The sequence below is a fragment of the Pseudomonas sp. N40(2020) genome (assembly GCF_014472415.1).
Taxonomy (GTDB): domain Bacteria; phylum Pseudomonadota; class Gammaproteobacteria; order Pseudomonadales; family Pseudomonadaceae; genus Aquipseudomonas.
This window is the reverse complement of sequence record NZ_JACSZV010000003.1, coordinates 151,027-174,751: the sequence shown is the minus strand read 5'-3', so window position 1 is coordinate 174,751 and position 23,725 is coordinate 151,027. Positions and strand designations below refer to the sequence as shown.

The 23,725-nt window shown below is 58.8% G+C and carries 22 protein-coding genes; 16 read left to right on the top strand and 6 right to left on the bottom strand.

Annotation, left to right across the window (positions count from 1 at the left end):
* Positions 1-78: 78 nt before the first annotated feature.
* The 16 genes from IAI51_RS03595 (at position 79) to IAI51_RS03520 (ending at position 16,603) form a co-directional block, all read left to right on the top strand.
* Positions 79-486: a F0F1 ATP synthase subunit I gene (locus IAI51_RS03595; protein ID WP_003229783.1), complete on the top strand. Its 408-nt coding sequence runs from the start codon at positions 79-81 to the stop codon at positions 484-486.
* A 16-nt stretch (positions 487-502) separates the two neighbouring features.
* Positions 503-1,372: a F0F1 ATP synthase subunit A gene (atpB, locus tag IAI51_RS03590; protein ID WP_095188717.1), complete on the top strand. Its 870-nt coding sequence runs from the start codon at positions 503-505 to the stop codon at positions 1,370-1,372.
* Positions 1,373-1,505: 133 nt separating this feature from the next.
* Entirely contained in the window at positions 1,506-1,763 is a 258-nt protein-coding gene (gene atpE, locus IAI51_RS03585; RefSeq protein WP_003097235.1) for a F0F1 ATP synthase subunit C, read from the top strand.
* Between the two features lie 59 nt (positions 1,764-1,822).
* On the top strand, positions 1,823-2,293 hold the full coding sequence (locus IAI51_RS03580; RefSeq protein WP_064116541.1) for a F0F1 ATP synthase subunit B: 471 nt from the start codon (positions 1,823-1,825) through the stop codon (positions 2,291-2,293).
* A gap of 12 nt (positions 2,294-2,305) precedes the next feature.
* Positions 2,306-2,842, top strand: coding sequence for a F0F1 ATP synthase subunit delta (locus IAI51_RS03575; protein ID WP_103396062.1), 537 nt, complete (start codon positions 2,306-2,308; stop codon positions 2,840-2,842).
* A 21-nt stretch (positions 2,843-2,863) separates the two neighbouring features.
* Positions 2,864-4,408, top strand: a complete 1,545-nt coding sequence (gene atpA / locus IAI51_RS03570) for a F0F1 ATP synthase subunit alpha (protein WP_103302851.1) — start codon at positions 2,864-2,866, stop codon at positions 4,406-4,408.
* Positions 4,409-4,458: 50 nt separating this feature from the next.
* The gene (atpG, locus tag IAI51_RS03565) at positions 4,459-5,319 is read left to right on the top strand and encodes a F0F1 ATP synthase subunit gamma (RefSeq protein WP_007911960.1); all 861 of its coding nucleotides are present in this window, start codon (positions 4,459-4,461) and stop codon (positions 5,317-5,319) included.
* Between the two features lie 27 nt (positions 5,320-5,346).
* Complete coding sequence (gene atpD, locus IAI51_RS03560; RefSeq protein WP_025112247.1) at positions 5,347-6,726, top strand: F0F1 ATP synthase subunit beta; 1,380 nt, start codon at positions 5,347-5,349, stop codon at positions 6,724-6,726.
* Positions 6,727-6,771: 45 nt separating this feature from the next.
* Positions 6,772-7,197, top strand: coding sequence for a F0F1 ATP synthase subunit epsilon (locus tag IAI51_RS03555; protein WP_016772407.1), 426 nt, complete (start codon positions 6,772-6,774; stop codon positions 7,195-7,197).
* A 118-nt stretch (positions 7,198-7,315) separates the two neighbouring features.
* On the top strand, positions 7,316-8,683 hold the full coding sequence (gene glmU, locus IAI51_RS03550) for a bifunctional UDP-N-acetylglucosamine diphosphorylase/glucosamine-1-phosphate N-acetyltransferase GlmU (protein WP_187677229.1): 1,368 nt from the start codon (positions 7,316-7,318) through the stop codon (positions 8,681-8,683).
* 163 nt (positions 8,684-8,846) lie between these two features.
* Entirely contained in the window at positions 8,847-9,623 is a 777-nt protein-coding gene (locus IAI51_RS03545) for a DeoR/GlpR family DNA-binding transcription regulator (protein WP_064116539.1), read from the top strand.
* Positions 9,624-9,625: 2 nt separating this feature from the next.
* Positions 9,626-11,458, top strand: coding sequence for a glutamine--fructose-6-phosphate transaminase (isomerizing) (gene glmS / locus IAI51_RS03540; protein ID WP_187677228.1), 1,833 nt, complete (start codon positions 9,626-9,628; stop codon positions 11,456-11,458).
* A gap of 201 nt (positions 11,459-11,659) precedes the next feature.
* Positions 11,660-12,859, top strand: a complete 1,200-nt coding sequence (locus tag IAI51_RS03535) for a Fic family protein (RefSeq protein WP_262410286.1) — start codon at positions 11,660-11,662, stop codon at positions 12,857-12,859.
* 10 nt (positions 12,860-12,869) lie between these two features.
* Positions 12,870-13,796 carry a LysR family transcriptional regulator gene (locus tag IAI51_RS03530; protein ID WP_187677227.1) on the top strand — a complete coding sequence of 309 codons (927 nt, stop codon included), beginning with the start codon at positions 12,870-12,872 and terminating at the stop codon, positions 13,794-13,796.
* 104 nt (positions 13,797-13,900) lie between these two features.
* A complete protein-coding gene (locus IAI51_RS03525; RefSeq protein ID WP_187677226.1) occupies positions 13,901-14,527 on the top strand; it encodes a glutathione S-transferase family protein in 627 nt (208 codons plus the stop codon).
* A gap of 45 nt (positions 14,528-14,572) precedes the next feature.
* Positions 14,573-16,603, top strand: a complete 2,031-nt coding sequence (locus IAI51_RS03520) for a pyridoxamine 5'-phosphate oxidase family protein (protein ID WP_187677225.1) — start codon at positions 14,573-14,575, stop codon at positions 16,601-16,603.
* Between the two features lie 16 nt (positions 16,604-16,619).
* Here IAI51_RS03520 and IAI51_RS03515 read toward each other — a convergent pair whose 3' ends face one another.
* The 6 genes from IAI51_RS03515 to IAI51_RS03490 are packed head-to-tail and all read right to left on the bottom strand — an operon-like array spanning position 16,620 to position 23,722.
* Entirely contained in the window at positions 16,620-17,750 is a 1,131-nt protein-coding gene (locus tag IAI51_RS03515; RefSeq protein ID WP_187677224.1) for a glycosyltransferase family 4 protein, read from the bottom strand.
* Positions 17,751-18,881, bottom strand: coding sequence for a glycosyltransferase family 4 protein (locus IAI51_RS03510; protein ID WP_187677223.1), 1,131 nt, complete (start codon positions 18,879-18,881; stop codon positions 17,751-17,753). It abuts the gene before it with no gap.
* Positions 18,865-20,232, bottom strand: a complete 1,368-nt coding sequence (locus tag IAI51_RS03505) for a glycosyltransferase family 4 protein (RefSeq protein WP_187677222.1) — start codon at positions 20,230-20,232, stop codon at positions 18,865-18,867. The genes IAI51_RS03510 and IAI51_RS03505 overlap by 17 nt, the downstream gene beginning before the upstream one ends.
* Entirely contained in the window at positions 20,229-21,482 is a 1,254-nt protein-coding gene (locus IAI51_RS03500; protein WP_187677221.1) for an ABC transporter ATP-binding protein, read from the bottom strand. Before IAI51_RS03500 ends, IAI51_RS03505 begins: the two co-directional genes overlap by 4 nt.
* Entirely contained in the window at positions 21,482-22,279 is a 798-nt protein-coding gene (locus IAI51_RS03495; protein WP_187677220.1) for an ABC transporter permease, read from the bottom strand. Before IAI51_RS03495 ends, IAI51_RS03500 begins: the two co-directional genes overlap by 1 nt.
* Positions 22,280-23,722, bottom strand: a complete 1,443-nt coding sequence (locus IAI51_RS03490) for a mannose-1-phosphate guanylyltransferase/mannose-6-phosphate isomerase (protein WP_187677219.1) — start codon at positions 23,720-23,722, stop codon at positions 22,280-22,282.
* Positions 23,723-23,725 lie beyond the last annotated feature (3 nt).

Genomic DNA, 23,725 nt, shown 5'->3' with positions numbered 1-23,725 from the left:
TACTCTGCGCGCATTTTGTCGGCACAAATTATGCCAAGTTATTGAATTCTGGCAGCCGACCATTGGAGAGCAAACGTGATGGAAACCCGCAAGCCAAACCGCCTGCCGTTCCATCGCCTGGCGGTTTTTCCGGTGTTAATGGCTCAATTTGTCATTTTGCTCATTGCCGCTTTGGCGCTCTGGCAATGGCATGGAGTCGTTGCCGGATACTCGGGACTTTGCGGAGGCCTGATAGCCTTGCTGCCCAATGTTTATTTCGCTCACAAGGCATTTCGGTTTTCCGGCGCCCGAGCAGCCCAGTCCATCGTCCGGTCTTTCTACGCCGGCGAGGCAGGCAAACTGATTTTGACGGCAGTGCTCTTTGCACTGGTGTTTGCAGGTGTGAAGCCACTGGCGCCGATAGCTGTATTCGGCGCGTTCGTGCTGACTCAGTCGGTCAGCTGGTTCGCTCCCCTGCTGATGAGAACAAGACTTTCGAGACCTTAGGGCGTTTGAGGCAACCATGGCAGAAACAACCGCTTCGGGCTATATCCAGCACCACTTGCAGAACCTGACCTTCGGTCAGCTACCTAACGGCGGCTGGGGCTTTGCCCATACCGCAGCAGAAGCCAAAGAAATGGGCTTCTGGGCTTTCCACGTCGATACCCTCGGCTGGTCGGTTGCGTTGGGTCTGATTTTCGTCCTTCTTTTCCGCATGGCGGCAAAAAAGGCAACGTCGGGTCAGCCGGGTGCTTTGCAGAACTTCGTTGAAGTATTGGTCGAATTCGTCGATGGCAGCGTGAAAGACAGCTTCCATGGCCGTAGCCCGGTGATTGCACCGCTGGCACTGACCATCTTCGTCTGGGTGTTCCTGATGAACGCCGTCGACCTGATTCCGGTCGACTGGATTCCTCAACTGGCCATCCTGATCTCCGGCGACCAGCACATCCCGTTCCGCGCCGTGTCGACTACTGACCCGAACGCGACCCTGGGCATGGCGCTCTCGGTTTTCGCTCTGATCATTTTCTATAGCATCAAGGTCAAGGGCATCGGCGGCTTCATCGGCGAACTGACCCTGCACCCGTTCGGCAGCAAGAACATCTTCGTTCAGGCCCTGCTGATCCCGGTGAACTTCCTGCTGGAATTCGTGACCCTGATCGCCAAGCCGATCTCCCTGGCTCTGCGTCTGTTCGGCAACATGTATGCCGGCGAGCTGGTGTTCATTCTGATCGCTGTGATGTTCGGCAGCGGCCTGCTCTGGCTGAGCGGCCTGGGCGTTGTTCTGCAGTGGGCGTGGGCTGTGTTCCACATCCTGATCATCACACTGCAGGCGTTCATCTTCATGATGCTGACCATCGTCTACCTGTCGATGGCGCACGAAGAAAACCATTAAGACCAGTCTCGACTAGTCTGATGTCCTTCCCGGTCAAACGGGAAGGGGCTCTTCACAGGGCACCTGAAACGATTTGTTTTACCGCTTTAATCTAAAAAACCTAAACCATACGACGTAAAAGTCGGGAGGAAAGATGGAAACTGTAGTTGGTCTAACCGCTATCGCTGTTGCACTGTTGATCGGCCTGGGCGCACTGGGTACCGCAATTGGTTTCGGCCTGCTGGGCGGCAAGTTCCTGGAAGGCGCAGCGCGTCAGCCAGAAATGGTTCCAATGCTGCAAGTTAAAATGTTCATCGTTGCCGGTCTGCTCGACGCCGTAACCATGATCGGTGTTGGTATCGCTCTGTTCTTCACCTTTGCGAACCCGTTCGTTGGTCAGATCGCTGGCTAATTACCCGGAGTCTTCCGAGTAATTTGATGTGATGGACAACGTAACTGCGAGGTGTTGGCGTGAACATTAATGCGACCCTGATTGGCCAGTCCGTTGCGTTCCTGATTTTTGTACTGTTCTGCATGAAGTATGTATGGCCTCCGGTCATCGCTGCTCTGCACGAACGTCAAAAGAAGATCGCTGATGGTCTGGACGCTGCCAGCCGTGCAGCTCGCGACCTGGAGTTGGCCCAAGAAAAAGCGGGTCAGCAACTGCGCGAAGCGAAAGCTCAGGCAGCTGAAATCATCGAGCAAGCCAAGAAACGCGGTAACCAGATTGTCGAAGAGGCCGTTGAAAAGGCCCGTGTCGACGCTGACCGTGTGAAGGTTCAGGCTCAAGCCGAGATCGAACAGGAACTGAACAGTGTCAAAGACAAGCTGCGCGCCCAAGTGGGTATGCTTGCTGTCGGCGGCGCCGAGAAGATCCTGGGTGCCACAATCGATCAAAACGCGCACGCAGAGCTGGTTAACCAACTGGCTGCTGAAATCTAAGCGAGGGCGATCATGGCAGAACTGACCACGTTGGCCCGACCTTACGCTAAGGCGGCCTTCGAGCACGCTCAGGCCCACCAGCAACTGGCCAATTGGTCAGCCATGCTCGGCCTGGCTGCAGCGGTGTCGCAAGACGACACCATGCAGCGCGTGCTCAAGGCCCCGCGACTGACGAGCGCAGAAAAGGCCGCCACGTTTATTGACGTGTGCGGCGACAAGTTTGATGCCAAGGCACAGAACTTCATCAACGTCGTTGCCGAAAACGACCGTCTCCTGCTTCTGCCGGAGATCGCCGCTCTTTTCGACCTGTACAAGGCCGAACAAGAGAAATCGGTAGACGTGGAAGTAACCAGTGCTTTTGCATTGAACCAAGAACAGCAAGACAAACTCGCCAAGGTTCTCAGTGCACGACTCAACCGGGAAGTGCGCCTGCAAGTTGCGGAGGATGCTGCCCTTATAGGTGGTGTCGTTATCCGCGCCGGCGACCTGGTTATCGATGGCTCGATTCGCGGCAAAATCGCGAAACTTGCCGAAGCATTGAAATCTTGAGTTTGAAGGGGCAGCAGAGCAATGCAGCAACTCAATCCTTCCGAAATAAGTGAAATTATCAAGGGCCGCATCGACAAGCTCGATGTGACCTCCCAAGCCCGTAACGAAGGCACTGTCGTCAGCGTATCTGACGGCATCGTGCGGATTCACGGTCTGGCCGACGTAATGTACGGCGAGATGATCGAGTTTCCGGGCGGCGTCTACGGTATGGCCCTCAACCTGGAGCAAGACTCCGTAGGTGCCGTTGTATTGGGCTCCTACCAGTCTCTGGCTGAAGGCATGAGCGCCAAGTGCACTGGCCGCATCCTCGAAGTTCCGGTTGGTAAGGAACTGCTGGGTCGCGTAGTCGACGCACTGGGTAACCCTGTTGACGGCAAAGGACCACTGGGCAACACCGAGACCGACGCGGTCGAGAAAGTTGCTCCAGGCGTGATCTGGCGTAAGTCGGTAGACCAGCCTGTACAGACTGGCTACAAGGCTGTCGATGCCATGATTCCTGTCGGCCGTGGCCAGCGTGAGCTGATCATCGGTGACCGTCAGATCGGTAAAACCGCTCTGGCGATCGACGCGATCATCAACCAGAAAGACAGCGGCATTTTCTGCGTCTACGTAGCGATCGGTCAGAAGCAATCGACCATCGCCAACGTGGTTCGCAAGCTGGAAGAAAACGGCGCCCTGGCCAACACGATCATCGTGGCTGCCAGTGCTTCGGAATCTCCTGCGCTGCAATTCCTGGCACCGTACTCCGGTTGCACCATGGGTGAATTCTTCCGCGACCGCGGTGAAGACGCGCTGATCGTTTATGACGATCTGTCCAAGCAAGCAGTGGCTTACCGCCAGATTTCCCTGCTGCTGCGCCGTCCACCAGGCCGTGAAGCTTACCCAGGCGACGTGTTCTATCTCCACTCCCGTCTGCTGGAGCGCGCATCCCGCGTTTCGGAAGAGTACGTAGAGAAGTTCACCAACGGCGCAGTGACCGGCAAAACCGGTTCCCTGACCGCACTGCCGATCATCGAAACCCAGGCTGGCGACGTTTCCGCGTTCGTTCCGACCAACGTGATTTCCATCACCGACGGTCAGATCTTCCTGGAATCGGCCATGTTCAACTCGGGCATCCGCCCTGCAGTGAACGCCGGTGTTTCGGTATCCCGTGTGGGTGGTGCCGCTCAGACCAAGATCATCAAGAAGCTGTCCGGTGGTATCCGTACCGCTCTGGCTCAGTACCGTGAACTGGCGGCATTCGCCCAGTTCGCTTCTGACCTGGACGAAGCGACCCGTAAGCAACTTGAGCATGGTCAGCGCGTTACCGAGCTGATGAAGCAGAAGCAATACGCACCAATGTCGATTGCTGACATGGCGCTGTCGCTGTATGCCGCTGAGCGTGGGTTCCTGACTGACATTGAAATCGCCAAGATCGGCAGCTTCGAACAAGCGCTGATCGCTTTCTTCAACCGCGATCACGCCGATTTGATGGCCAAGATCAACGTTAAAGGTGACTTCAATGACGAAATCGACGCTGGCATGAAAGCCGGTATCGAGAAGTTCAAGGCCACCCAAACCTGGTAAGCCGCAGCGGGAGCCGCGAGGCTCCCGCTTGCTAACCTGATAGGTGTTACATGGCAGGCGCAAAAGAGATTCGCAGTAAGATTGCGAGCATCAAAAGCACGCAAAAGATTACCAGCGCCATGGAAAAAGTGGCGGTCAGCAAAATGCGCAAGGCACAAATGCGCATGGCTGCTAGCCGTCCTTATGCGGAGCGTATCCGCCAGGTAATTGGGCATCTGGCCAACGCCAACCCGGAATACCGCCACCCGTTCATGATCGACCGCGAAATCAAGCGTGTTGGTTATGTCGTCGTGAGCAGTGACCGTGGTTTGTGCGGCGGCTTGAACACCAACCTGTTCAAGGCCCTGGTCAAGGACATGGCGGTAAACCGCGAAAACGGCGTCGAGATTGATCTGTGTGTCGTTGGTAGCAAGGGTGCGGCCTTTTTCCGCAACTTCGGCGGTAACGTCGTTGCAGCTATCAGCCACCTGGGTGAAGAGCCGTCGATCAATGATCTGATCGGCAGCGTCAAGGTGATGCTGGATGCCTACCTGGACGGCCGTATTGACCGCCTGTCCGTGGTGTCCAACAAGTTCATCAACACCATGACGCAACAGCCTACCGTGGAGCAGTTGATTCCATTGGTGGCGACCCCTGATCAGGATCTCAAGCACCACTGGGACTATCTCTACGAACCGGATGCCAAAGAGCTGCTTGATGGCTTGATGGTCCGTTACGTCGAGTCGCAGGTCTACCAGGCGGTGGTCGAGAACAACGCGGCTGAACAAGCTGCGCGGATGATCGCGATGAAGAACGCTACCGACAACGCCGGTGATTTGATCAGCGATTTGCAGCTGATCTACAACAAGGCGCGTCAGGCTGCGATCACCCAAGAGATCTCGGAAATCGTCGGCGGCGCTGCCGCGGTTTAACGGTTCAAATATTCAGAGGATCCAGCTATGAGTAGCGGACGTATCGTTCAAATCATCGGCGCCGTTATCGACGTGGAATTTCCACGCGACAGCGTACCGAGCATCTACAACGCGCTGACAGTTCAAAGCGCGGCCGCAACCACTCTGGAAGTTCAGCAACAGCTGGGCGACGGCGTGGTTCGCACCATTGCGATGGGTTCCACCGAGGGCTTGAAGCGCGGTCTGGAAGTTACCGACTCTGGCGCAGCCATCTCCGTACCGGTCGGTAAAGCGACTCTGGGCCGGATCATGGACGTCCTCGGTAACCCGATCGACGAAGCTGGCCCGATCGACACCGAAGAGCGTTGGGGCATTCACCGTCCAGCGCCTTCGTTCGCTGAACAGGCAGGCGGCAACGACCTGCTGGAAACCGGCATCAAGGTTATCGACCTGGTTTGCCCGTTTGCCAAAGGCGGTAAAGTCGGTCTGTTCGGTGGTGCCGGTGTAGGCAAAACCGTAAACATGATGGAACTGATCCGTAACATCGCCATCGAGCACAGCGGTTATTCCGTGTTCGCCGGTGTGGGTGAGCGTACTCGTGAGGGTAACGACTTCTACCACGAGATGAAGGACTCCAACGTTCTGGACAAAGTGGCACTGGTTTACGGTCAGATGAACGAGCCGCCGGGTAACCGTCTGCGCGTAGCACTGACCGGCCTGACCATGGCCGAGAAGTTCCGTGACGAAGGTAACGACGTTCTGCTGTTCGTCGACAACATCTATCGTTACACCCTGGCCGGTACTGAAGTATCCGCACTGCTGGGCCGTATGCCTTCGGCAGTAGGTTACCAGCCGACCCTGGCTGAAGAGATGGGCGTTCTGCAAGAACGTATCACTTCGACCAAGGAAGGTTCGATCACCTCGATCCAAGCGGTATACGTACCTGCGGACGACTTGACCGACCCGTCGCCAGCGACCACCTTCGCCCACTTGGACGCCACGGTCGTTCTGTCCCGTGACATCGCTTCCCTGGGTATCTACCCAGCAGTAGACCCACTGGACTCGACTTCGCGCCAACTGGATCCGAACGTAATCGGCCAGGACCACTACGACACCGCTCGCGGCGTCCAGTACGTTCTGCAACGTTACAAAGAGCTGAAAGACATCATCGCGATCCTGGGTATGGACGAGCTGTCGGAAGCCGACAAACAGTTGGTTAACCGTGCTCGTAAGATCCAGCGCTTCTTGTCGCAGCCGTTCTTCGTGGCTGAAGTCTTCACCGGTGCTTCGGGTAAATACGTTTCCCTGAAAGACACCATTGCTGGCTTCAAAGGCATCCTCAACGGTGACTACGACCACCTGCCAGAACAAGCGTTCTACATGGTTGGCGGCATCGAAGAAGCGATCGAGAAAGCCAAGAAACTGTAATCCCGGCGCCCGGCAACGGGCGCTAATTTAGGTTGAGGCAATCAGATGGCTATGACAGTCCATTGCGATATCGTCAGCGCGGAAGGGGAAATCTTTTCCGGCCTGGTCGAGATGGTGATTGCGCACGGTGCACTGGGTGATCTTGGTATCGCTCTGGGTCACGCGCCGCTGATCACTAATCTCAAGCCGGGTCCTATCCGCCTGATCAAGCAAGGCGGGGAAGCCGAGGTGTTCTACATCTCCGGCGGTTTCCTCGAGGTTCAGCCGAACATGGTCAAGGTTCTTGCCGACACCGTGCAACGTGCTGCCGACCTGGATGAAGCTCAGGCTCAAGCAGCTCTCAAGGCTGCCGAGAATGCCCTGAACGAAAAAGGCGCGGACTTCGATTACGGCGCCGCTGCCACACGTCTGGCCGAGGCTGCAGCTCAGCTGCGCACCGTCCAACAGATCCGCAAGAAGTTTGGCGGTTAATTCGTCAGCCACTTGTTGTGTGATTGATAAAAAAGGGTAGCCTCGGCTACCCTTTTTTCTTTTCCGATTTTAACAACCCCGGTCGCAGTTGCTGACCACCCAGGATTGGTAGCCAGTCATGTCTCTCGAAATCGTTATCCTCGCGGCCGGTCAAGGCACTCGTATGCGCTCGGCATTGCCGAAAGTGCTACATCCGATTGCCGGCGATTCCATGCTGGGTCATGTTATCCACAGCGCCCGCCAGCTTGATCCACTGCGTATTCACGTAGTTATTGGTCACGGTGCCGATGTGGTGCGTGAACGTCTGGCGGCTGACGATTTGAATTTCGTGCTGCAGGACAAACAATTGGGCACGGGTCACGCCACTGCTCAGGCCGTGCCGTTCATTACTGCCGACACCGTGCTGATTCTTTACGGTGACGTGCCGCTGATCGAAGTCGAAACCCTGCAACGCCTGCTCAAACACGTTGTGCCAGGGCAGATGGGTTTGCTGACTGTCGAACTGGACGATCCAACGGGCTACGGCCGCATCGTCCGAGACGCTGAGGGCAAGGTCGCTGCAATCGTTGAGCATAAAGATGCCAGCGAAGCGCAACGCGCGATCACCGAAGGCAACACCGGTATTCTCGCGGTACCGGCCAATCGTCTGGCCGACTGGATGAGCCGCCTGTCGAACAACAACGCACAGGGCGAGTACTACCTCACCGACGTCATCGAAATGGCGGTCAGTGACGGTCTGGTGGTAGCCACCGAGCAACCGCACGATCCGATGGAAGTGCAGGGCGCCAACGACCGCAAGCAACTGGCCGAACTGGAGCGTCATTACCAATTGCGCGCCGGTCGTCGCCTGATGGCACAAGGCGTCACTCTGCGCGACCCGGCGCGCTTCGACGTGCGCGGCGAAGTCACCGTTGGTCGCGACGTGCTGATCGATATCAACGTGATCCTCGAAGGTAACGTGGTCATTGAAGACGACGTGATCATTGGCCCTAACTGTGTGATCAAGGACAGCACCCTGCGCAAAGGCGTGGTGATCAAGGCGAATTCTCACATCGAAGGCGCGATTCTGGGTGAGGGCAGTGATGCCGGTCCGTTTGCTCGCCTGCGTCCGGGTACTGTGCTGGATGCCCGTGCCCATGTGGGTAACTTTGTTGAGCTTAAAAACGCTCACATGGGCGAAGGCGCCAAGGCCGGACACCTGACGTACTTGGGTGACGCCGAAATCGGTGCGCGCACCAACATTGGTGCTGGCACCATCACCTGCAACTACGATGGCGCCAATAAGTGGAAAACCGTGCTGGGCGAGGATGTCTTCATCGGTTCAAACAACTCGTTGGTAGCGCCTGTGGGTATCTCGAACGGTGCGACCACCGCGGCCGGTTCGACCATCACACAGAATGTGGATAACGCACAGTTGGCCGTCGGTCGCGCACGGCAGAAGAATATTGATGGCTGGAAGCGGCCTGAGAAGATCAAGAAGGGCTGAGTTATCCACAGCCGTTTAAAGATCAATAGATCGCAGCATTCGGCAGCTCTTCAACGGAGCTGACCGGTGGCTGCGATTTTTTTTGTCTTCCGGGTTGACGATTCATAGCCGATAGGTTTTGATTGCTTCCGTTATCTTTCGAATCGAAACTTAAGCCGCCGCCATGTCGAAACGCAACACGCCGCAACGCCGCCACAATATTCTCGCCTTGCTCAACGAGCAGGGCGAAGTCAGTGTGGACGAACTGGCCAAGCGCTTCGAAACCTCCGAAGTTACGATTCGCAAGGATCTCGCCGCGCTTGAGAGCCATGGTCTGTTGCTGCGCCGCTACGGCGGGGCGATCACCATGCCTCAGGAACTGGTCGCGGAGACTGCCCAAAGCGTTTCCAAGTACAAACAGGCCATCGCCCGCGCAGCGGTGAAACGCATCCGCGAACACGCGCGCATCATCATCGACAGCGGCAGCACCACCGCTGCCATGATTCCCGAACTCGGCCAGCAGCCGGGTCTGGTGGTCATGACCAACTCCCTGCACGTGGCCAATGCCTTGAGCGAACTCGAACACGAGCCCGTGCTGCTGATGACCGGCGGCACTTGGGACCCGCATTCGGAATCCTTCCAGGGCCAGGTTGCAGAGCAGGTACTACGCTCCTACGACTTCGACCAATTGTTTATCGGCGCCGATGGGATCGATTTGGTGCGCGGTACCACCACGTTCAACGAATTGCTTGGCCTGAGCCGGGTGATGGCTGAAGTGGCGCGTGAAGTGATCGTGATGGTCGAAGCCGACAAGATCGGCCGCAAGATTCCCAACCTGGAGCTGCCATGGAGCAGCGTCCATACCCTCATTACCGATGATCGCCTGCCCATTGATGCACGCGATCAGATTCAGGCCCGCGGTATCACCGTGATTTGCGCGGCTGTCAGTCAGGAGAAATAAGCATGTGTGGAATTGTCGGCGCAGTTGCTGAACGTAATATCACCGCCATCTTGCTCGAAGGCCTCAAGCGCCTTGAATACCGCGGCTATGACAGCGCCGGTGTGGCGGTGTACACCAACGACGAAACCCTCGAGCGCATGCGCCGTCCGGGTAAGGTCAGCGAGTTGGAAGCGGCATTGGCCGAGCATCCGTTGGTTGGCCGTCTCGGTATTGCCCACACCCGTTGGGCAACCCACGGTGCCCCGTGCGAGCGCAACGCGCACCCGCATTTCTCCGGCGACATCGCCGTGGTGCACAACGGCATCATCGAAAACCACGAAGCCCTGCGTGAGCAACTGAAAGCCCTGGGCTACGTATTCACTTCGGACACCGATACCGAAGTCATCGCCCACCTGCTAAGCGAAAAGCTCAAGGCGCAGCCTGACCTCAGCGTCGCCCTCAAGGCCACCGTCAAAGAGCTGCACGGTGCCTACGGGTTGGCAGTGATCAATGCCAAGCAGCCTGATCGCCTGGTCGCCGCCCGCAGTGGTAGCCCGCTGGTGATCGGTCTGGGTCTGGGTGAGAACTTCCTCGCTTCCGATCAACTGGCTCTGCGTCAGGTCACAGACCGCTTCATGTATCTGGAAGAAGGCGATATCGCCGAAATTCGCCGCGATAACGTGCAGATCTGGGACGTGAACGGCAACGCCGTAGAGCGCCAGACTGTGCAATACAGCGACGGTGCTGAAGCCGCCGACAAAGGCGAATTCCGCCACTACATGCTCAAGGAAATCCACGAGCAGCCGGCGGTGGTGCAGCGCACCCTTGAAGGTCGTCTGAGCAACGATCAAGTCTTGGTGCAAGCCTTCGGCCCGCAAGCCGCCGAGCTGTTCGCCAAAGTACGCAACGTGCAGATCGTCGCCTGTGGCACCAGCTACCACGCCGGCATGGTTGCGCGTTACTGGCTTGAAGAACTGGCCGGCATCCCTTGCCAGGTCGAAGTCGCCAGCGAATTCCGCTACCGCAAAGTGGTGGTGCAGCCGGACACCCTGTTCGTCACCATCTCCCAGTCCGGCGAAACCGCCGACACCCTGGCCGCGTTGCGCAACGCTAAAGAGCTGGGCTTCCTCGCCAGCCTGGCGATCTGCAACGTTGGCATCAGTTCGCTGGTGCGCGAATCCGATCTGACCCTGCTGACCCAGGCCGGTCGCGAAATCGGCGTGGCTTCAACCAAGGCCTTCACCACGCAACTGGTTGGCCTGTTGTTGCTGACCCTGTCGTTGGGCCAAGTACGTGGCAGTCTGGCAAAAGGCGTTGAGGCCACGCTGGTGGAAGAGCTACGTCGCCTGCCGACACGTCTGGGCGAAGCGCTGGCGATGGACAGTACTGTGGAAAAAGTCGCCGAACTGTTCGCCGAGAAGAACCACACCCTGTTCCTCGGTCGCGGCGCACAATTCCCGGTGGCGATGGAAGGTGCCTTGAAGCTCAAGGAAATCTCCTACATCCACGCCGAAGCCTACCCGGCGGGCGAGTTGAAACACGGCCCGCTGGCGCTTGTGGATAACGACATGCCAGTAGTCACTGTGGCGCCGAACAACGAACTGTTGGAGAAGCTCAAGTCCAACCTGCAGGAAGTCCGCGCCCGTGGTGGCGAACTGATCGTGTTCGCTGACGAAAAAGCCGGGATGACCAACGGCGAAGGCACCCACGTCGTGCAAATGCCGCATATCCACAACATCCTCTCGCCGATCCTCTACACCATTCCGCTGCAACTGCTGTCGTACTACGTTGCTGTGCTCAAGGGTACGGACGTTGATCAGCCGCGTAACCTGGCGAAGTCGGTGACGGTGGAGTAATCGCCCCTACACAAGAGTGCGAGCTTTCGCGCTCTTGTGTAGGACACTGGACTCAATGCAGCCATACCCTTCATAAAATCCGCAATAAAATCCGCGAACTACTACTATTTCAGAAACCCCCTACGCAACGCTAGGCTATGTAAATAGAGGCTTAGAGCGTACTCTTGAATCCGCAATAAAATCCGCGATTCTGGAGATCCAATGAGCACTGAGTCGACGATTGGGAATCACTGGCTAGAGCCGCTGATGCCGGTATTTCCTAGTGAAATATTGCAGTTGGCTGAGCAGGTACCATTCCAGGCTGGAAAACTCAGTGCAATGGTTGCTCCGTCGATGTTGCAACGGGTTGGCGGTTTGCTGCGCGTGACCAGCAGCTTCTATAGCAACTTGATAGAAGGCCAATTCACCGAGCCGGTGACACTGGCTCCGACTGCTCCCAAGCGCCATCGCAAAGAGCTGACAGAGCTTGCAATGACACACATCGGTACGCAGCAGTCTTTCGAAAGAGCCTTGGCCGTTCACCGGGATCTGGCTTGGGATACCTTGTTCAGCCCTGCATTTGTTGCGCGCCTGCACAGGCGTCTCTTCCATGGTGCCAGCGATGAACAGTTGAGGCTTGGTGACGGCTCTCAATTGGTGCCAGGTCAATTGCGTGATGTTGCGCTTCGAGAGGTTCTGGTGGGCAATCATGCAGCGCCACCCTGCCAATCCGTCGGTCCCATGCTGGTTCGTATGCAGCAGGTATATGGTCGTCTACCAGACGCGCGGAGCCGGTTGCTCTCGGTAATGGCTTATCACCACCGTTTGGCATGGGTACATCCATTCGTGGATGGAAACGGACGCACAGTCAGACTGCTAACCCACTTGCAGTTGCAAAAGCTGGGGCTGGTTTCGCCCCTGTGGTCTTTATCCCGTGGGCTCGCTCGTGAACAAGAAACTTATTACGCACGATTGGCCAACGCCGACAAACCGCGCCGCGGCGACCTGGATGGGCGAGGGCAACTGACTCAGGCAGGTCTGTTCGAGTTTGTCGGCTTCATGTTGGAAACCTGCCTGGATCAGATGCGGTACACCGAACGCGCACTGAACATAGCGAACATGCGCGAACGGCTGCACACCATTTTCGTGTGGGATGAGCGCATAAAGCTGGCCGGGATCAAACCGGAGGTTGCTCGTGCACTGCATGTTCTGCTGACTCAGGGGACGTTGAGCCGAGCGGATTTCAAGATATTCACCGGACTGTCAGATCGGGTGGCAACGGATCAGTTGAAAAGTCTGGTACAGCTGGGGTTGGTCGAAAGCGCGACACCAAAGGCGCGCGATCTGTATCCCGGGTTACCAATTTGGTTTGCCCAGCTTTTGTTCCCTGACTTGCATCAACGGATGACTGCGGCTGTATAGGAGTTGAGTCATGGATCGCTTCCAGGAAATGCAGGTATTCGCCGCCGTCGCCCAGGACCAGGGTTTTTCCGCAGCCGCGCGGCGCCTCGGCCTGTCGGCCGCCAGTGTCACCCGCGCGGTAGCAGCGCTGGAGCAGCGGATCGGTACGCAGTTGCTGATCCGTACCACCCGCAGTGTGCATCTGAGCGAAGCGGGGCAGCGTTATCTGGAGGACTGTCGACGAATTCTCGCCGAGGTGCAGGAAGCCGAGGATTCCGCGGCGGGCAGTCACGCCCAGCCCCGTGGGCAATTGACGGTGACGGCGCCGGTGTTGTTCGGCGAGTTGTTCGTTACCCCGGTGATGGCGGGTTATCTGGCGCAGTATCCGGACGTTTCGATCAACGCCGTGTTGGTTGACCGGGTCGTCAGCATGGTTGAAGAGGGCATCGATGTAGCCGTGCGTATCGGCGAGCTCGCGGACAGCAATCAGCATGCGATTCGCGTGGGTGAAGTCCGGAGAGTGGTCTGTGGTTCGCCGCAATACTTGGCAGATCACGGCCGGCCCAACCATCCTCAGGCGTTGGCCGGTTTGTCCGTGGTGGCGACTTCGGCCACCGGCCAGATGCGGAACTGGCCGTTTCTGGAGCAAGGTGAACCGCTGATCGTGCGTCCCGAGCCGCGCTTGGTGGTCACCGCCAATCAGGCCGCGATCACGGCTGCATGTCTGGGGCTGGGGCTGACTCGAGTGCTGTCCTATCAAGTGGCGAGCAAGGTCGCGGCCGACGAACTGGAAATCGTCCTCGCGGAATTCGAACTGCCACCGCTGCCGATCCATGTGGTGTATCAGGGGGGGCGCAAGGCGCCGGCGCGGGTGCGCAGTTTTGTTGATTTCACCGTGAACGCTCTGCGTGAGCATCCGGCGCTGAAAAACGCAGCGTTATTGCACGAGAAGAAATAATCGATTGCGAATGCTGGTGATTCTGTTGCTTCGAAGATAGGTGGAAGATGGCTTCCATCGGCGCTGCCACCCTCGGGCAGTGCGATCATCCAGCGGAGTCGACCATGCAAGCGATCAAACTCTACAACTTTCCCCGTTCCGGCCATGCCCACCGGGTAGAGCTGATGTTGTCCCTGTTGCAACTGCCGACCGAGCTGATCTTTGTTGATCTGGCCAAAGGTGAGCACAAACAACCTGCCTATCTCGCCATCAACAGTTTCGGTCAGGTGCCGGCCATTGATGACAATGGCGTGGTGCTGGCTGATTCCAACGCGATTCTGGTCTATCTGGCGCAAAAGTACGGTGAAGGTCGTTGGTTGCCAAGCGATCCGGTGGGTGCCGCACGGGTACAGCGCTGGTTGTCGGCAGCGGCTGGGCCGATTGCTTTTGGTCCGGCGGCGGCGCGGTTGATCACGGTGTTCGGCGCGAATTTCAATGCTGAAGAGGTGATCACCCGGGCACACAACCTGCTCAAGGTGATGGACGTCGAGTTGGGCAATACGCCCTATCTGGCGGGCAGCGAGCCGACCATCGCCGACGTTTCGGCCTACAGTTATATCGCCCACGCGCCGGAAGGCAACGTATCGCTGGATGACTACGGCAACGTGCGCGCCTGGCTGGCTCGAATCGAAGCGCTGCCCGGTTTTGTCGCGATGCCGCGCACCGTCGCCGGTCTGCAAACTTCAGTCTGATGCTCGCAATTCACATTGTGCCGACGGCGCAGAGGAGAGGTCGTGATGGAACGTTCACCGTGGCACGCTGGCGAGCAACAATTGCAGGCCCATGTCGGTGTTGCCGAACGCATGGAGGCTTTTGGGCGTAAGGTGATTCGCACCTGGATGCCGGATCAGCACCGCGAGTTCTATCAGCAACTGCCTTTCATGGTGTACGGCGCGGTCGATGCTGACGGTCGTCCTTGGGCCAGTGTGCTCGAAGGCGCGCCGGGGTTTGCCCATTCGCCCGATCCTGAGCATCTGCACTTCGCAAGTCTGCCTGCTGCCGATGATCCGGCGCAGTTGCGTAACGGCGAGCCTATCGGATTGCTCGGCATCGAACTGCACACCCGTCGGCGCAATCGCCTTAATGGCCATGTCGATCATCTCGGCACCGACGGTTTCGAGGTGAGCGTCGATCAAGCGTTCGGCAACTGCCCGCAATACATCCAGTTGCGTCAATTCCAGCGCGTCCCGCTGAGCGATCCGCAGACCCGGCCTGCTCAGCATTCCGATGCGCTTGATGACGCGGCCATCACCCTGATCGAAGGCGCCGACACGTTCTTTGTCGCCAGTTATGTGGACGCCGACGGCCAGCGTGCTGTGGACGTTTCCCACCGAGGCGGCCAGGCCGGTTTTGTGCGGGTGGAAGGCAATCGCCTGACCATCCCCGACTTTGCCGGCAACCTGCACTTCAACACCCTCGGCAATTTACTGCTCAACCCCAAGGCCGGCCTGCTGTTCATCGACTTTTCCACAGGCGATCTGTTGCAGCTCAGCGGGCGCACCGAAATCATTCTGGAAGGGCCGCAGATCGAGGCGTTTCAGGGCGCGGAGCGGCTGTGGACATTCGATGTGGAGAAACTGGTGCGGCGTCCGGCGGCACTGGCCTTGCGCTGGCGCTTCGACGGCATGTCGCCCACCAGTCTGTTGACCGGCAATTGGGCTGAGGCCGACGCGCGTTTGCAAGCGCAGGCTTTGGGCAACCAGTGGCGGCCGTTGCGGGTAGCAAAGATTGAAATGGAGAGCCGCCACATTCGCTCGATATACCTGGAGCCGGACGATGGTGCCGGTTTGCCGGTGTTTCTCGCGGGCCAGCATCTGCCACTGCGGTTTACCCTCGACGGCGAAGTACACATCCGCACTTACAGCCTGTCGAGTGCGCCATCGGATGGTTTCTATCGCATCAGTGTGAAGCGCGAGGGGCGCGTGTCGAACCATCTGCATGAGCAGATCCAAGTGGGTGATGTGCTGGAGGCGCGCGCGCCGCAAGGGCATTTCACCGTGGCGCCACTGGAGCGCCGGCCGCTGGTGTTGTTGGCGGCCGGGGTCGGTATCACGCCGATACTGTCGATGCTGCGTGAGGTGATTTATCAGGGTTTGCGCACGCGCAGGATTCGTCCGACGTGGTTGTTGCAGAGTTCGCGCAGCCTGGCCGATCAGCCGTTTCGCAAGGAACTGGATCGTCTGCTGGAAAGTGCTGGTGATGCGGTGCGGGTCCTGCGTTTGCTCAGTCAGCCGGAAGCGGATGCGCACGAGGGCGAGGATTTCGACCTGCACGGGCGCCTCGATGAAGCGGTGCTGAGGAATCTGCTGGAGGTCGAGGATTACGATCAGATCGACTTTGTTCTGTGTGGCCCCGGCGCTTTCACCCAAGGCCTGTACGACAGTTTGCGCGAGTTGGATGTGCGCGACGCGCAGATTCACGCCGAAACCTTCGGCCCCTCGACGCTCAAGCGGCGTGCCGATGCGGACGCGATCGTCATTGAGCAACCACCGGCTGCCACCCAATCGGTGCCAGTGGTATTCGAGCGTTCAGCCAAGGAAGCACGCTGGCAACCGGATGGCGGCAGTTTGCTGGAGCTGGCGGAAAGTCGCGGATTGCGTCCGGAGTTCAGTTGCCGCGGTGGTTCGTGCGGCACCTGCAAGACGCGGCTGGTCAGTGGCGCGGTGAATTATCCACAGGTACCGGCCGAAATACCTGAGGCGGGACATGTGCTGATTTGCTGTGCGGTGCCGGCGCAGAGTGAGCAGCCGCTGGTGCTGGATCTTTAAACCTGATCCCGTGTAATCAGGCATAGGACAGCGATTTTTCTTCCAGCAACTCCTGATACAGCTCCGTCCATTTGCGGCCCATTTCATCGGCTGAGAATAACTGCCGATAGCGGGCCTCTGCCTTCACCCCCATCTCTGCCGCACGCAGCGGGTTTTCCCATAATGTGCGCATCGCCTCGCGAAAGGCCTGTGGATTACTGGGTGGCACGACCAGACCCGTTTCGTTGTGGATATTGATGTAGCTGGTGCCGGTGCCGATCTCGCTGGAGATCATCGGTTTGCCGTACATCGCGCCTTCGAGCAGCGAGATACCGAAGGCTTCGGAGCGCAGGTGCGACGGGAAGACAATGGCGTAGCTCAATTGCAGCAACGCGACCTTGTCCTCATCACCCAGACGTCCGAGGAAATGAATGTTGCGCAGGCCCAGCGCTGCCGCTTGGGCGTGCAGTTCCTGCTCCAGCGGGCCGGCGCCAACGATCACTACCGGGTAGTCCACATCTTTCAAGGCATCGAGCAGGATATGCAGGCCTTTGTAATAACGCATCACCCCGACAAACAGGAAAAACTTATCCCCAAGCTGCTGGCGCCAACGGTTCATGCGCTCACTATCGGCCTGTGGATAACCTGCCTTGTTCAAGCCGTATGGAATCACTCGGGTCTTGTTTTGGAACTGCTGCAATACATCGCTGGTGTGCAGGTAATTCGGTGAGGCCGCGACAATGCGGTCGGCGCTGGCTAGGAAGCGGTTCATCAATGGCCGGTAGAGTTTGAGCAGGTGCTTCTGGCGGATGATGTCCGAGTGATAGGTGACCACGCTCGGTTTCTTCGTGGCACTGGCGAAATGCACCAGGTCCATGAACGGCCACGGAAAGTGGTAATTGACCACGTCGGCCTCGGCGGCCATCTCGCGAAACTGCTTGAACACGCTCCAGGAAAATCCGGTGGAGGCGAACTGGATGTCGAGTCTGGCCCGGTGGACTTCGTGTTGACCGAGTTGCACAACCGGCGGATTCGGGTCGGCGCTGAGGGTCAGGACCTGGCCATCGATACCGTGTTGGGCGCCGCTTTCGCACAGTTGGAAGATCACTTGTTCGATGCCGCCGACCGAGTCAGGCAGGTACGTTTTGAAAAAATGAAGAACTCGCATTCAACCTCCCATGGCCTGGCGGTAGGCACCGGCCGTGGCCTGTGCGCAACGCTCCCAGGAAAAAAGCCGTGCCTGCTGTAATCCGGCCTCTCGGCATACCTGCCAATGTGCTTGATCGTCGATCAGTCGGCTCATCACGTCACGCAATCCGACTGCATCGTCAGCTTCAATATAGTTGCCGGCAGCGCCCGCCACTTCCGGCATGGCCGAAGAGCGGGTGATCACCACCGGTGTGCCGCTGGCCATCGCTTCCAGCACCGGCAGGCCAAAGCCTTCGTAAAACGAAGGAAAAATCAGCGCCCGGGCGCCGGCCAACAACTGCGCTACTTGTTCATCGGGCAGATAACCGAGCAGGCACACATGCCCACTGGCCAGTGCCTGACGCAGCTCGTCGCTGAACTGTTCACGCTGCCAACCGGCCATGCCGACGATCAGCAGCGGAAAGCGCTCGCGCACCGCCTCCGGCAACAGGGCATGGGCGCGCAAGGCCAGACTCAGGTTTTTGCGCGGCTCCAGCGTGCCGACACACAGAAAATACTCCCGCGCCTTGACGGCATGTGCTTTGAGCACGGCGTCGATGGCGTTCGCCTCACGCGGATGGAAGCGTTCGGCGACGCCCAGTGGCGCGACGACAAAACGCTCGGCGGGCAGCCCGAAATGTTCCTGAGCTTCGTCGGCAATGGCTTGCGAGTCCGTCAGAATCAGCCGCGCCTGCTGTACGCCGACGGACAGGCGACGCTCGATTTCCTTCAGGCGTGGCAATGGCTGAGTGTCAGGAAAATGCAGATGTGTCAGGTCGTGCAGGGTGATCACGGTCGGCCCGTCGAAGGCCAGCGGCCACAGGCTCGGCTCGTGATACAGGTCGATGCCCTGCACGTGGCCCTGATCGAAGCGCTTCTGCTCCAGCCAGCGGCGTGCCTGATACGCCCCTGGAATCTGCCGCAGCAGTGGCGTCAGCCGCGAATAACCGGGCATGGCGGCTTCCGGCAACGCCGAACTCCAGCCCCAGCCGTGGAACAACGTCACTTCAATATCAGGTTCGCTGCGCAAGGCGTTGACCAACTCGGCGACGTAGTGGCCGATGCCGGTGCGCGGCGCTTGCAGGATCCGTGCGTTAAGGGCAATGCGCATGTTGCCTCGCTGGCGCCGCTGGCGCTTGAAGGACATTGCGGACACTGCGTTCAGCCAGTTGCAGACTGGCTTCCCGCCAGCCGATCCACTGCCAATCGGCGACATCGCGGGCGGCGGGAAACTGGCCGGTGCGCTGGAATCCGGTGATCAAGTCGGCAAGGTTTTGCGGATCCTGCAGATCGAAGTACGCCATGAACTCGCCGCCGATTTCGCGAAATATCGCGATATCGCTGCCCATCGCCGGCAAGCCGCGCTGCATGGCTTCCACCAGTGGCAAACCAAAGCCTTCGACGAACGAGGGGAATACCAATGCAGTAGCGTGGGAATAGGCGTGTTCGAGGCTGGTGTCGTTGAGGTCGTTGAACATGAACAAACGCTGGTTCAGTTCTGGATGATTTCGCACCCGGGCAAGCAGGGCTTCGCATTTCCAGCCGACCCGTCCGGCGATGCACAGCCGTGCGGTTGAACCGCCCGCCCAGGCGCGTTCGAAGGCGTCGAGCAGGTACGCGTGGTTCTTGCGCGGCTCGATGGTGCTGACCATCAGGAATACCGGCTCAGGTGTGGCGAACAACGACTTGAGGCGCGGGTCGACTGTCGTTTCGATGCTGTGCAGATCGAGCTCACTGCCCAGATGAAAAAAGTCGAACCAACGCTTGTTGGTCTGCTCGACGCCGATGCGCCGCTGCAGTTCGTCGCGCACCTGATCACGCACCGTGGCGGAAATCGCCATGTAGCCATCGGCCGTGCGGGTGATCCAGTCGAACCACTCGCTGAAGACCTCGACCAGACGTGTGTCGTAAAACTGTGGGTGAGTCAGCGGGATCAAATCGTAGATCACCGCAATCATGCCGACACCGTCGCGTTTGAGCTGCTCGATGTGGGCGAAAAAATCCGAATGCCAGGACGAGTCCAACAGCACCAGTTGATCGCCCGGCCGGTGTTGCAGCGGTGAACAACGTTTGAGGAGCTGCGTGCGGTTGATCTGATTGATCAGGCGCAGTGGCAGGCCGAACGCAGCGAACGCCGTCAGGCGATAGCCGACATACAGGAGCCGTCGCGCCAGTTTCGAGGTGCGGTCGGCGTCGACTCGCTGATGCCATTGCCAGAACCGATGGGCAAGGCGTTGCAGCCTTTCGCCGAAGGTCGCCAGTGCGTTGAACCCCGGGGTGTCCAACGGCGCCAGACGGGTCACCCGATAGAGTTGGCCGTTGAGCAAAATGACCGGCAAACATTCAACGCCGTCGACACTCGGCGGCAGTTGATTGATGACATTGCGCACCACCCGCTGTATCCCGGAGTTGATCCCTGGGTGTTTGAATACGTGGGTGCATTCCACCAGCATTCGGCTCATGGCGCGCGCTCGGTGATCCTGGCCGGCGTATCACGGGTGATCGTGGTCTGCGCGTCCAGCCATGAACAACCGACGAAGTCTTCCTTGCGATTGTTGATTACGTGGAACACCAAGCCGTAGTCACGCCATTCAAAGTTGCGGTCCAAGTGTGAATCCAGACGCGACAGGCTCAGCGACACCGAATAATTACCCTTGCCAAGGCCCATGATGAAGGCGAAACGGTAAGTAAAACGTTCACCGGCATGCAGGTCGGTCAGCGCCTTGTTCAGACGGTGAGTGTTGATGCCGTACATCATTTGCCCCAGCCGATCCTTGAGGATGAAGCCCAGTACCAGCCGCTCGATGTCCTTGCGCACTTCAACCTGTACCTCCAGCACCACCGGTTGCCCGACCTCGGCGGCGTCGATGCTGTGATCGTGTTCATCGAGCAGGCGCACGCCGAGAATCGCCGCTTCGCCGGTGCCGGAAACGGTCTGCACTTCACCGCCGGCGAGCATTTCCTGGCGCACCACCTGACCTTCGCGTTCGGCCATCAATGCGTTGTAGTAATCGAGCACGGCTTCGGGTTTGCCGTACATGGCCATACGACCGTCCTTGAGCAGGATCGCCGAGTCGCAGATCGACTGAATGGCCGAGCGGTCATGGGACACGATCAGCAGGGTTGTCCCGGCTTTGCGGAAGCTGCGGATGCGCTCGAAGCTTTTGTGCTGGAAATAGGCGTCGCCCACTGACAGCGCTTCATCAACGATCAGAATGTCCGGGCGCCGCGCGGTGGCAACGCTGAACGCCAGTCGCATTTGCATGCCGCTGGAGTAGGTGCGCACCGGGTGATCAATGGCATCGCCGATCTCGGCGAAGTGCTCGATATCGGGCATCAGTGCTTCGATTTCTTCGAGCTGCATTCCCAGCAACTGGCCGGCCATGATCGCGTTCTGCCGGCCGGTAAAATCCGGGTGAAAGCCCATGCCCAGCTCCAGCAACGCCGCCACACGGCCTTCAAGTTCGATCTTGCCGCCAGTGGGCTGCGTGGTGCCGGTGATCATCTTCAGCAAGGTGCTTTTGCCAGCCCCGTTGGCGCCGACGATGCCCACGGCTTCTCCGGGGGCGATTTCGAATTCGACGTCTTGCAGCACCCAGTGCTGGCGATGACGGATGGGCGAGAAGGGGATCAGCCACTCGGCCAGTCGGCTCCAGCGGTTGGGGTACTGTTTGTAGGCCTTGCTCAGGCCGGTCACGCGAATATGCCCCATCAGAGTTCATCCACCATTTCGCCGACGCGCTGGCGAAACAGCCGCAGCCCGATCAGGCAGAAGACCGCCCCGGTGATGGCGATCGGCAGCAGCGAACTCCAGACCGGCCACTGACCGTAGAGAAACAGGTTCTGATAGCTGCTGAACAGGTTGGTCAACGGGTTCAGTTGCAGCAGACGCTGCACCCATTCCGGCAGAATGCTGATCGGGTACACGATCGGCGTCAGCCAGAACCAGAACTGCAAGCAGATGGCAAAGAGCTGTCCGACATCACGGAAGAACACATTGAGTACGCCGAGAACCATCCCCAGCCCTGCGCAGAACATCATCTGCAGCGCTATCAACGGTAACAACGCCATCAAGGCCATGCCTGGCCAGCGTCCAGTCACCAGCAAAAAGCCCAGAAACAGCCCGATGATAATGGCGAAGTTGATCCCGGCATTGATCAACACAATCACCGGCAGACAGATGCGCGGAAAGCTGATTTTCTTCAGCAGATTGGCGTTGTCCAGAAACATGGTCTGACTGCGCAGGGTGATCTCCGAAAAAAGCCCCCACGCCAACAGGCCGGCGCAGAGGTAGACGCTGTACGCCATGCTGTCGTCCACGCCGGGCAGGCGGGCACGCATGATGTGCGAGAAGATCACCGTGTAAACAATGATCATCGATAGCGGATTGAAGATCGGCCACAAAGCACCGAACAGCGAGTTGCGGTAACGTGCTTGAAACTCTCGTTGCACGCTACCAAGGATGAATCCACGGTAGCTGTGCAGCGAGCGATACAGGGAAAGCAGCATTCAAACCGTCCTGCCGTATTGGTCTTCGAAGCGGACGATGTCGTCCTCTCCCAGGTATTCGCCGCTTTGGACTTCGATGATCACCAGATCGATCACGCCAGGGTTTTCCAGGCGATGCCGGTGGCCGGCAGCGATGAACGTGGATTCGTTCTTGGCCACCAAGTGTGTACCGGTGCCATTATTGGTGACCTTGGCCATGCCTTCGACCACCACCCAGTGTTCGTTGCGGTGATGGTGCATTTGCAGCGACAGCTTGCCGCCGGGTTTGACCACGATGCGTTTGATCTTGAAGCGCGGGCCTTCTTCCAGAACGGTGTAGGTGCCCCATGGGCGGCTGACCGTACGGTGCAGGCGATAGGCTTCGTGGGATTTGTCCTTGAGCTGCTTGGCCACGCGGCGCACGTCCTGCGCACGGTCGGCATGGGCCACGAGCACGGCGTCGGCGGTGTCGACGATGATCAGGTTATCCACACCGACGGCGGCTACCAGCCGGCCTTCGCTCTGGACGAAGTTGTTGTGGCTGTCGATGAAAATCGCTTCGCCGCTGGCGCGGTTGTTGTCGGCATCGGCCGGCACCAGTGCGGCCACCGCCCCCCACGAACCGATATCGCTCCAGTCGAAACCGGCGGGCACCACCACGACTTTTCCCGAGCGTTCCATCAACGCATAGTCGATGGAAATGTCGGTGATTTCAGCGAATAGCGCGGGCGACAGTTCCTGTTGCAGGCAGCCGACGGTTTCCACCGGGGCGCTTGCGGCCATGCAGGCGCGGGTCTGCTCCAGCAGTTCTGGCGCGTGCAGTTGCAGCTCGGCAAGCACGGTCGCGGTGGTGAAGCAGAACATGCCCGAGTTCCACAGGAAGTTGCCGCTCTCCAGGTAATGCGTGGCGGTTTGCAGGTCGGGCTTTTCCACGAAGCGCTGCACCTTGGCCGCGCCTTTTGCATCTAGCGGCGCACCGGTTTCGATGTAGCCGAAGCCGGTTTCCGGCGCCGTCGGCAGCACACCGAAGGTCACCAGATAACCGTCCCTGGCCAGATTCACCGCGTGCTCGACGGCCGTTTTGAGTGCGTCCTGATTGACGATCAAATGGTCGGCGGGCATCACCACCATGATCGCGTCGTCGCCATGCAGCGCTTGCAGCGAAAGGGCGGCGGCGGCAATGGCCGGGGCAGTGTTGCGCCCGGTCGGTTCCAGCAGGAAGTGCCCGCGATGGCGCGACACGTGGGCGGCGCAATAGTGATCCTTGCTCTGGAAGTAGTACTCGCGATTGGTCACCGTGACGATGTCGCCCCAGCCGTCCAGCAACCCTGCTGCACGCTGGTAAGTCTTGCCCAGCAGCGACTGGCCGTCGGGCAGGGTCATGAACGGCTTGGGATGGCCCTCGCGGGACACCGGCCACAAACGGGTGCCGGCACCGCCGGACAGAATCACGGGGATCAGCATGGC

Bases quoted from the DNA above. Each gene is read 5' to 3' on its own strand.
- atpE (WP_003097235.1), top strand. From the start codon at position 1,506: ATGGAAACTGTAGTTGGTCTAACCGCTATCGCTGTTGCACTGTTGATC.
- IAI51_RS03545 (WP_064116539.1), top strand. From the start codon at position 8,847: ATGTCGAAACGCAACACGCCGCAACGCCGCCACAATATTCTCGCCTTG.
- IAI51_RS03520 (WP_187677225.1), top strand. From the start codon at position 14,573: ATGGAACGTTCACCGTGGCACGCTGGCGAGCAACAATTGCAGGCCCAT.
- atpA (WP_103302851.1), top strand. From the start codon at position 2,864: ATGCAGCAACTCAATCCTTCCGAAATAAGTGAAATTATCAAGGGCCGC.
- IAI51_RS03595 (WP_003229783.1), top strand. From the start codon at position 79: ATGGAAACCCGCAAGCCAAACCGCCTGCCGTTCCATCGCCTGGCGGTT.
- IAI51_RS03575 (WP_103396062.1), top strand. From the start codon at position 2,306: ATGGCAGAACTGACCACGTTGGCCCGACCTTACGCTAAGGCGGCCTTC.
- glmS (WP_187677228.1), top strand. From the start codon at position 9,626: ATGTGTGGAATTGTCGGCGCAGTTGCTGAACGTAATATCACCGCCATC.
- atpD (WP_025112247.1), top strand. From the start codon at position 5,347: ATGAGTAGCGGACGTATCGTTCAAATCATCGGCGCCGTTATCGACGTG.
- glmU (WP_187677229.1), top strand. From the start codon at position 7,316: ATGTCTCTCGAAATCGTTATCCTCGCGGCCGGTCAAGGCACTCGTATG.
- IAI51_RS03515 (WP_187677224.1), bottom strand. From the start codon at position 17,750: ATGCGAGTTCTTCATTTTTTCAAAACGTACCTGCCTGACTCGGTCGGC.
- IAI51_RS03495 (WP_187677220.1), bottom strand. From the start codon at position 22,279: ATGCTGCTTTCCCTGTATCGCTCGCTGCACAGCTACCGTGGATTCATC.
- IAI51_RS03535 (WP_262410286.1), top strand. From the start codon at position 11,660: ATGAGCACTGAGTCGACGATTGGGAATCACTGGCTAGAGCCGCTGATG.
- IAI51_RS03505 (WP_187677222.1), bottom strand. From the start codon at position 20,232: ATGAGCCGAATGCTGGTGGAATGCACCCACGTATTCAAACACCCAGGG.
- IAI51_RS03525 (WP_187677226.1), top strand. From the start codon at position 13,901: ATGCAAGCGATCAAACTCTACAACTTTCCCCGTTCCGGCCATGCCCAC.
- IAI51_RS03555 (WP_016772407.1), top strand. From the start codon at position 6,772: ATGGCTATGACAGTCCATTGCGATATCGTCAGCGCGGAAGGGGAAATC.
- IAI51_RS03510 (WP_187677223.1), bottom strand. From the start codon at position 18,881: ATGCGCATTGCCCTTAACGCACGGATCCTGCAAGCGCCGCGCACCGGC.
- IAI51_RS03490 (WP_187677219.1), bottom strand. From the start codon at position 23,722: ATGCTGATCCCCGTGATTCTGTCCGGCGGTGCCGGCACCCGTTTGTGG.
- atpB (WP_095188717.1), top strand. From the start codon at position 503: ATGGCAGAAACAACCGCTTCGGGCTATATCCAGCACCACTTGCAGAAC.
- IAI51_RS03500 (WP_187677221.1), bottom strand. From the start codon at position 21,482: ATGGGGCATATTCGCGTGACCGGCCTGAGCAAGGCCTACAAACAGTAC.
- IAI51_RS03530 (WP_187677227.1), top strand. From the start codon at position 12,870: ATGGATCGCTTCCAGGAAATGCAGGTATTCGCCGCCGTCGCCCAGGAC.
- atpG (WP_007911960.1), top strand. From the start codon at position 4,459: ATGGCAGGCGCAAAAGAGATTCGCAGTAAGATTGCGAGCATCAAAAGC.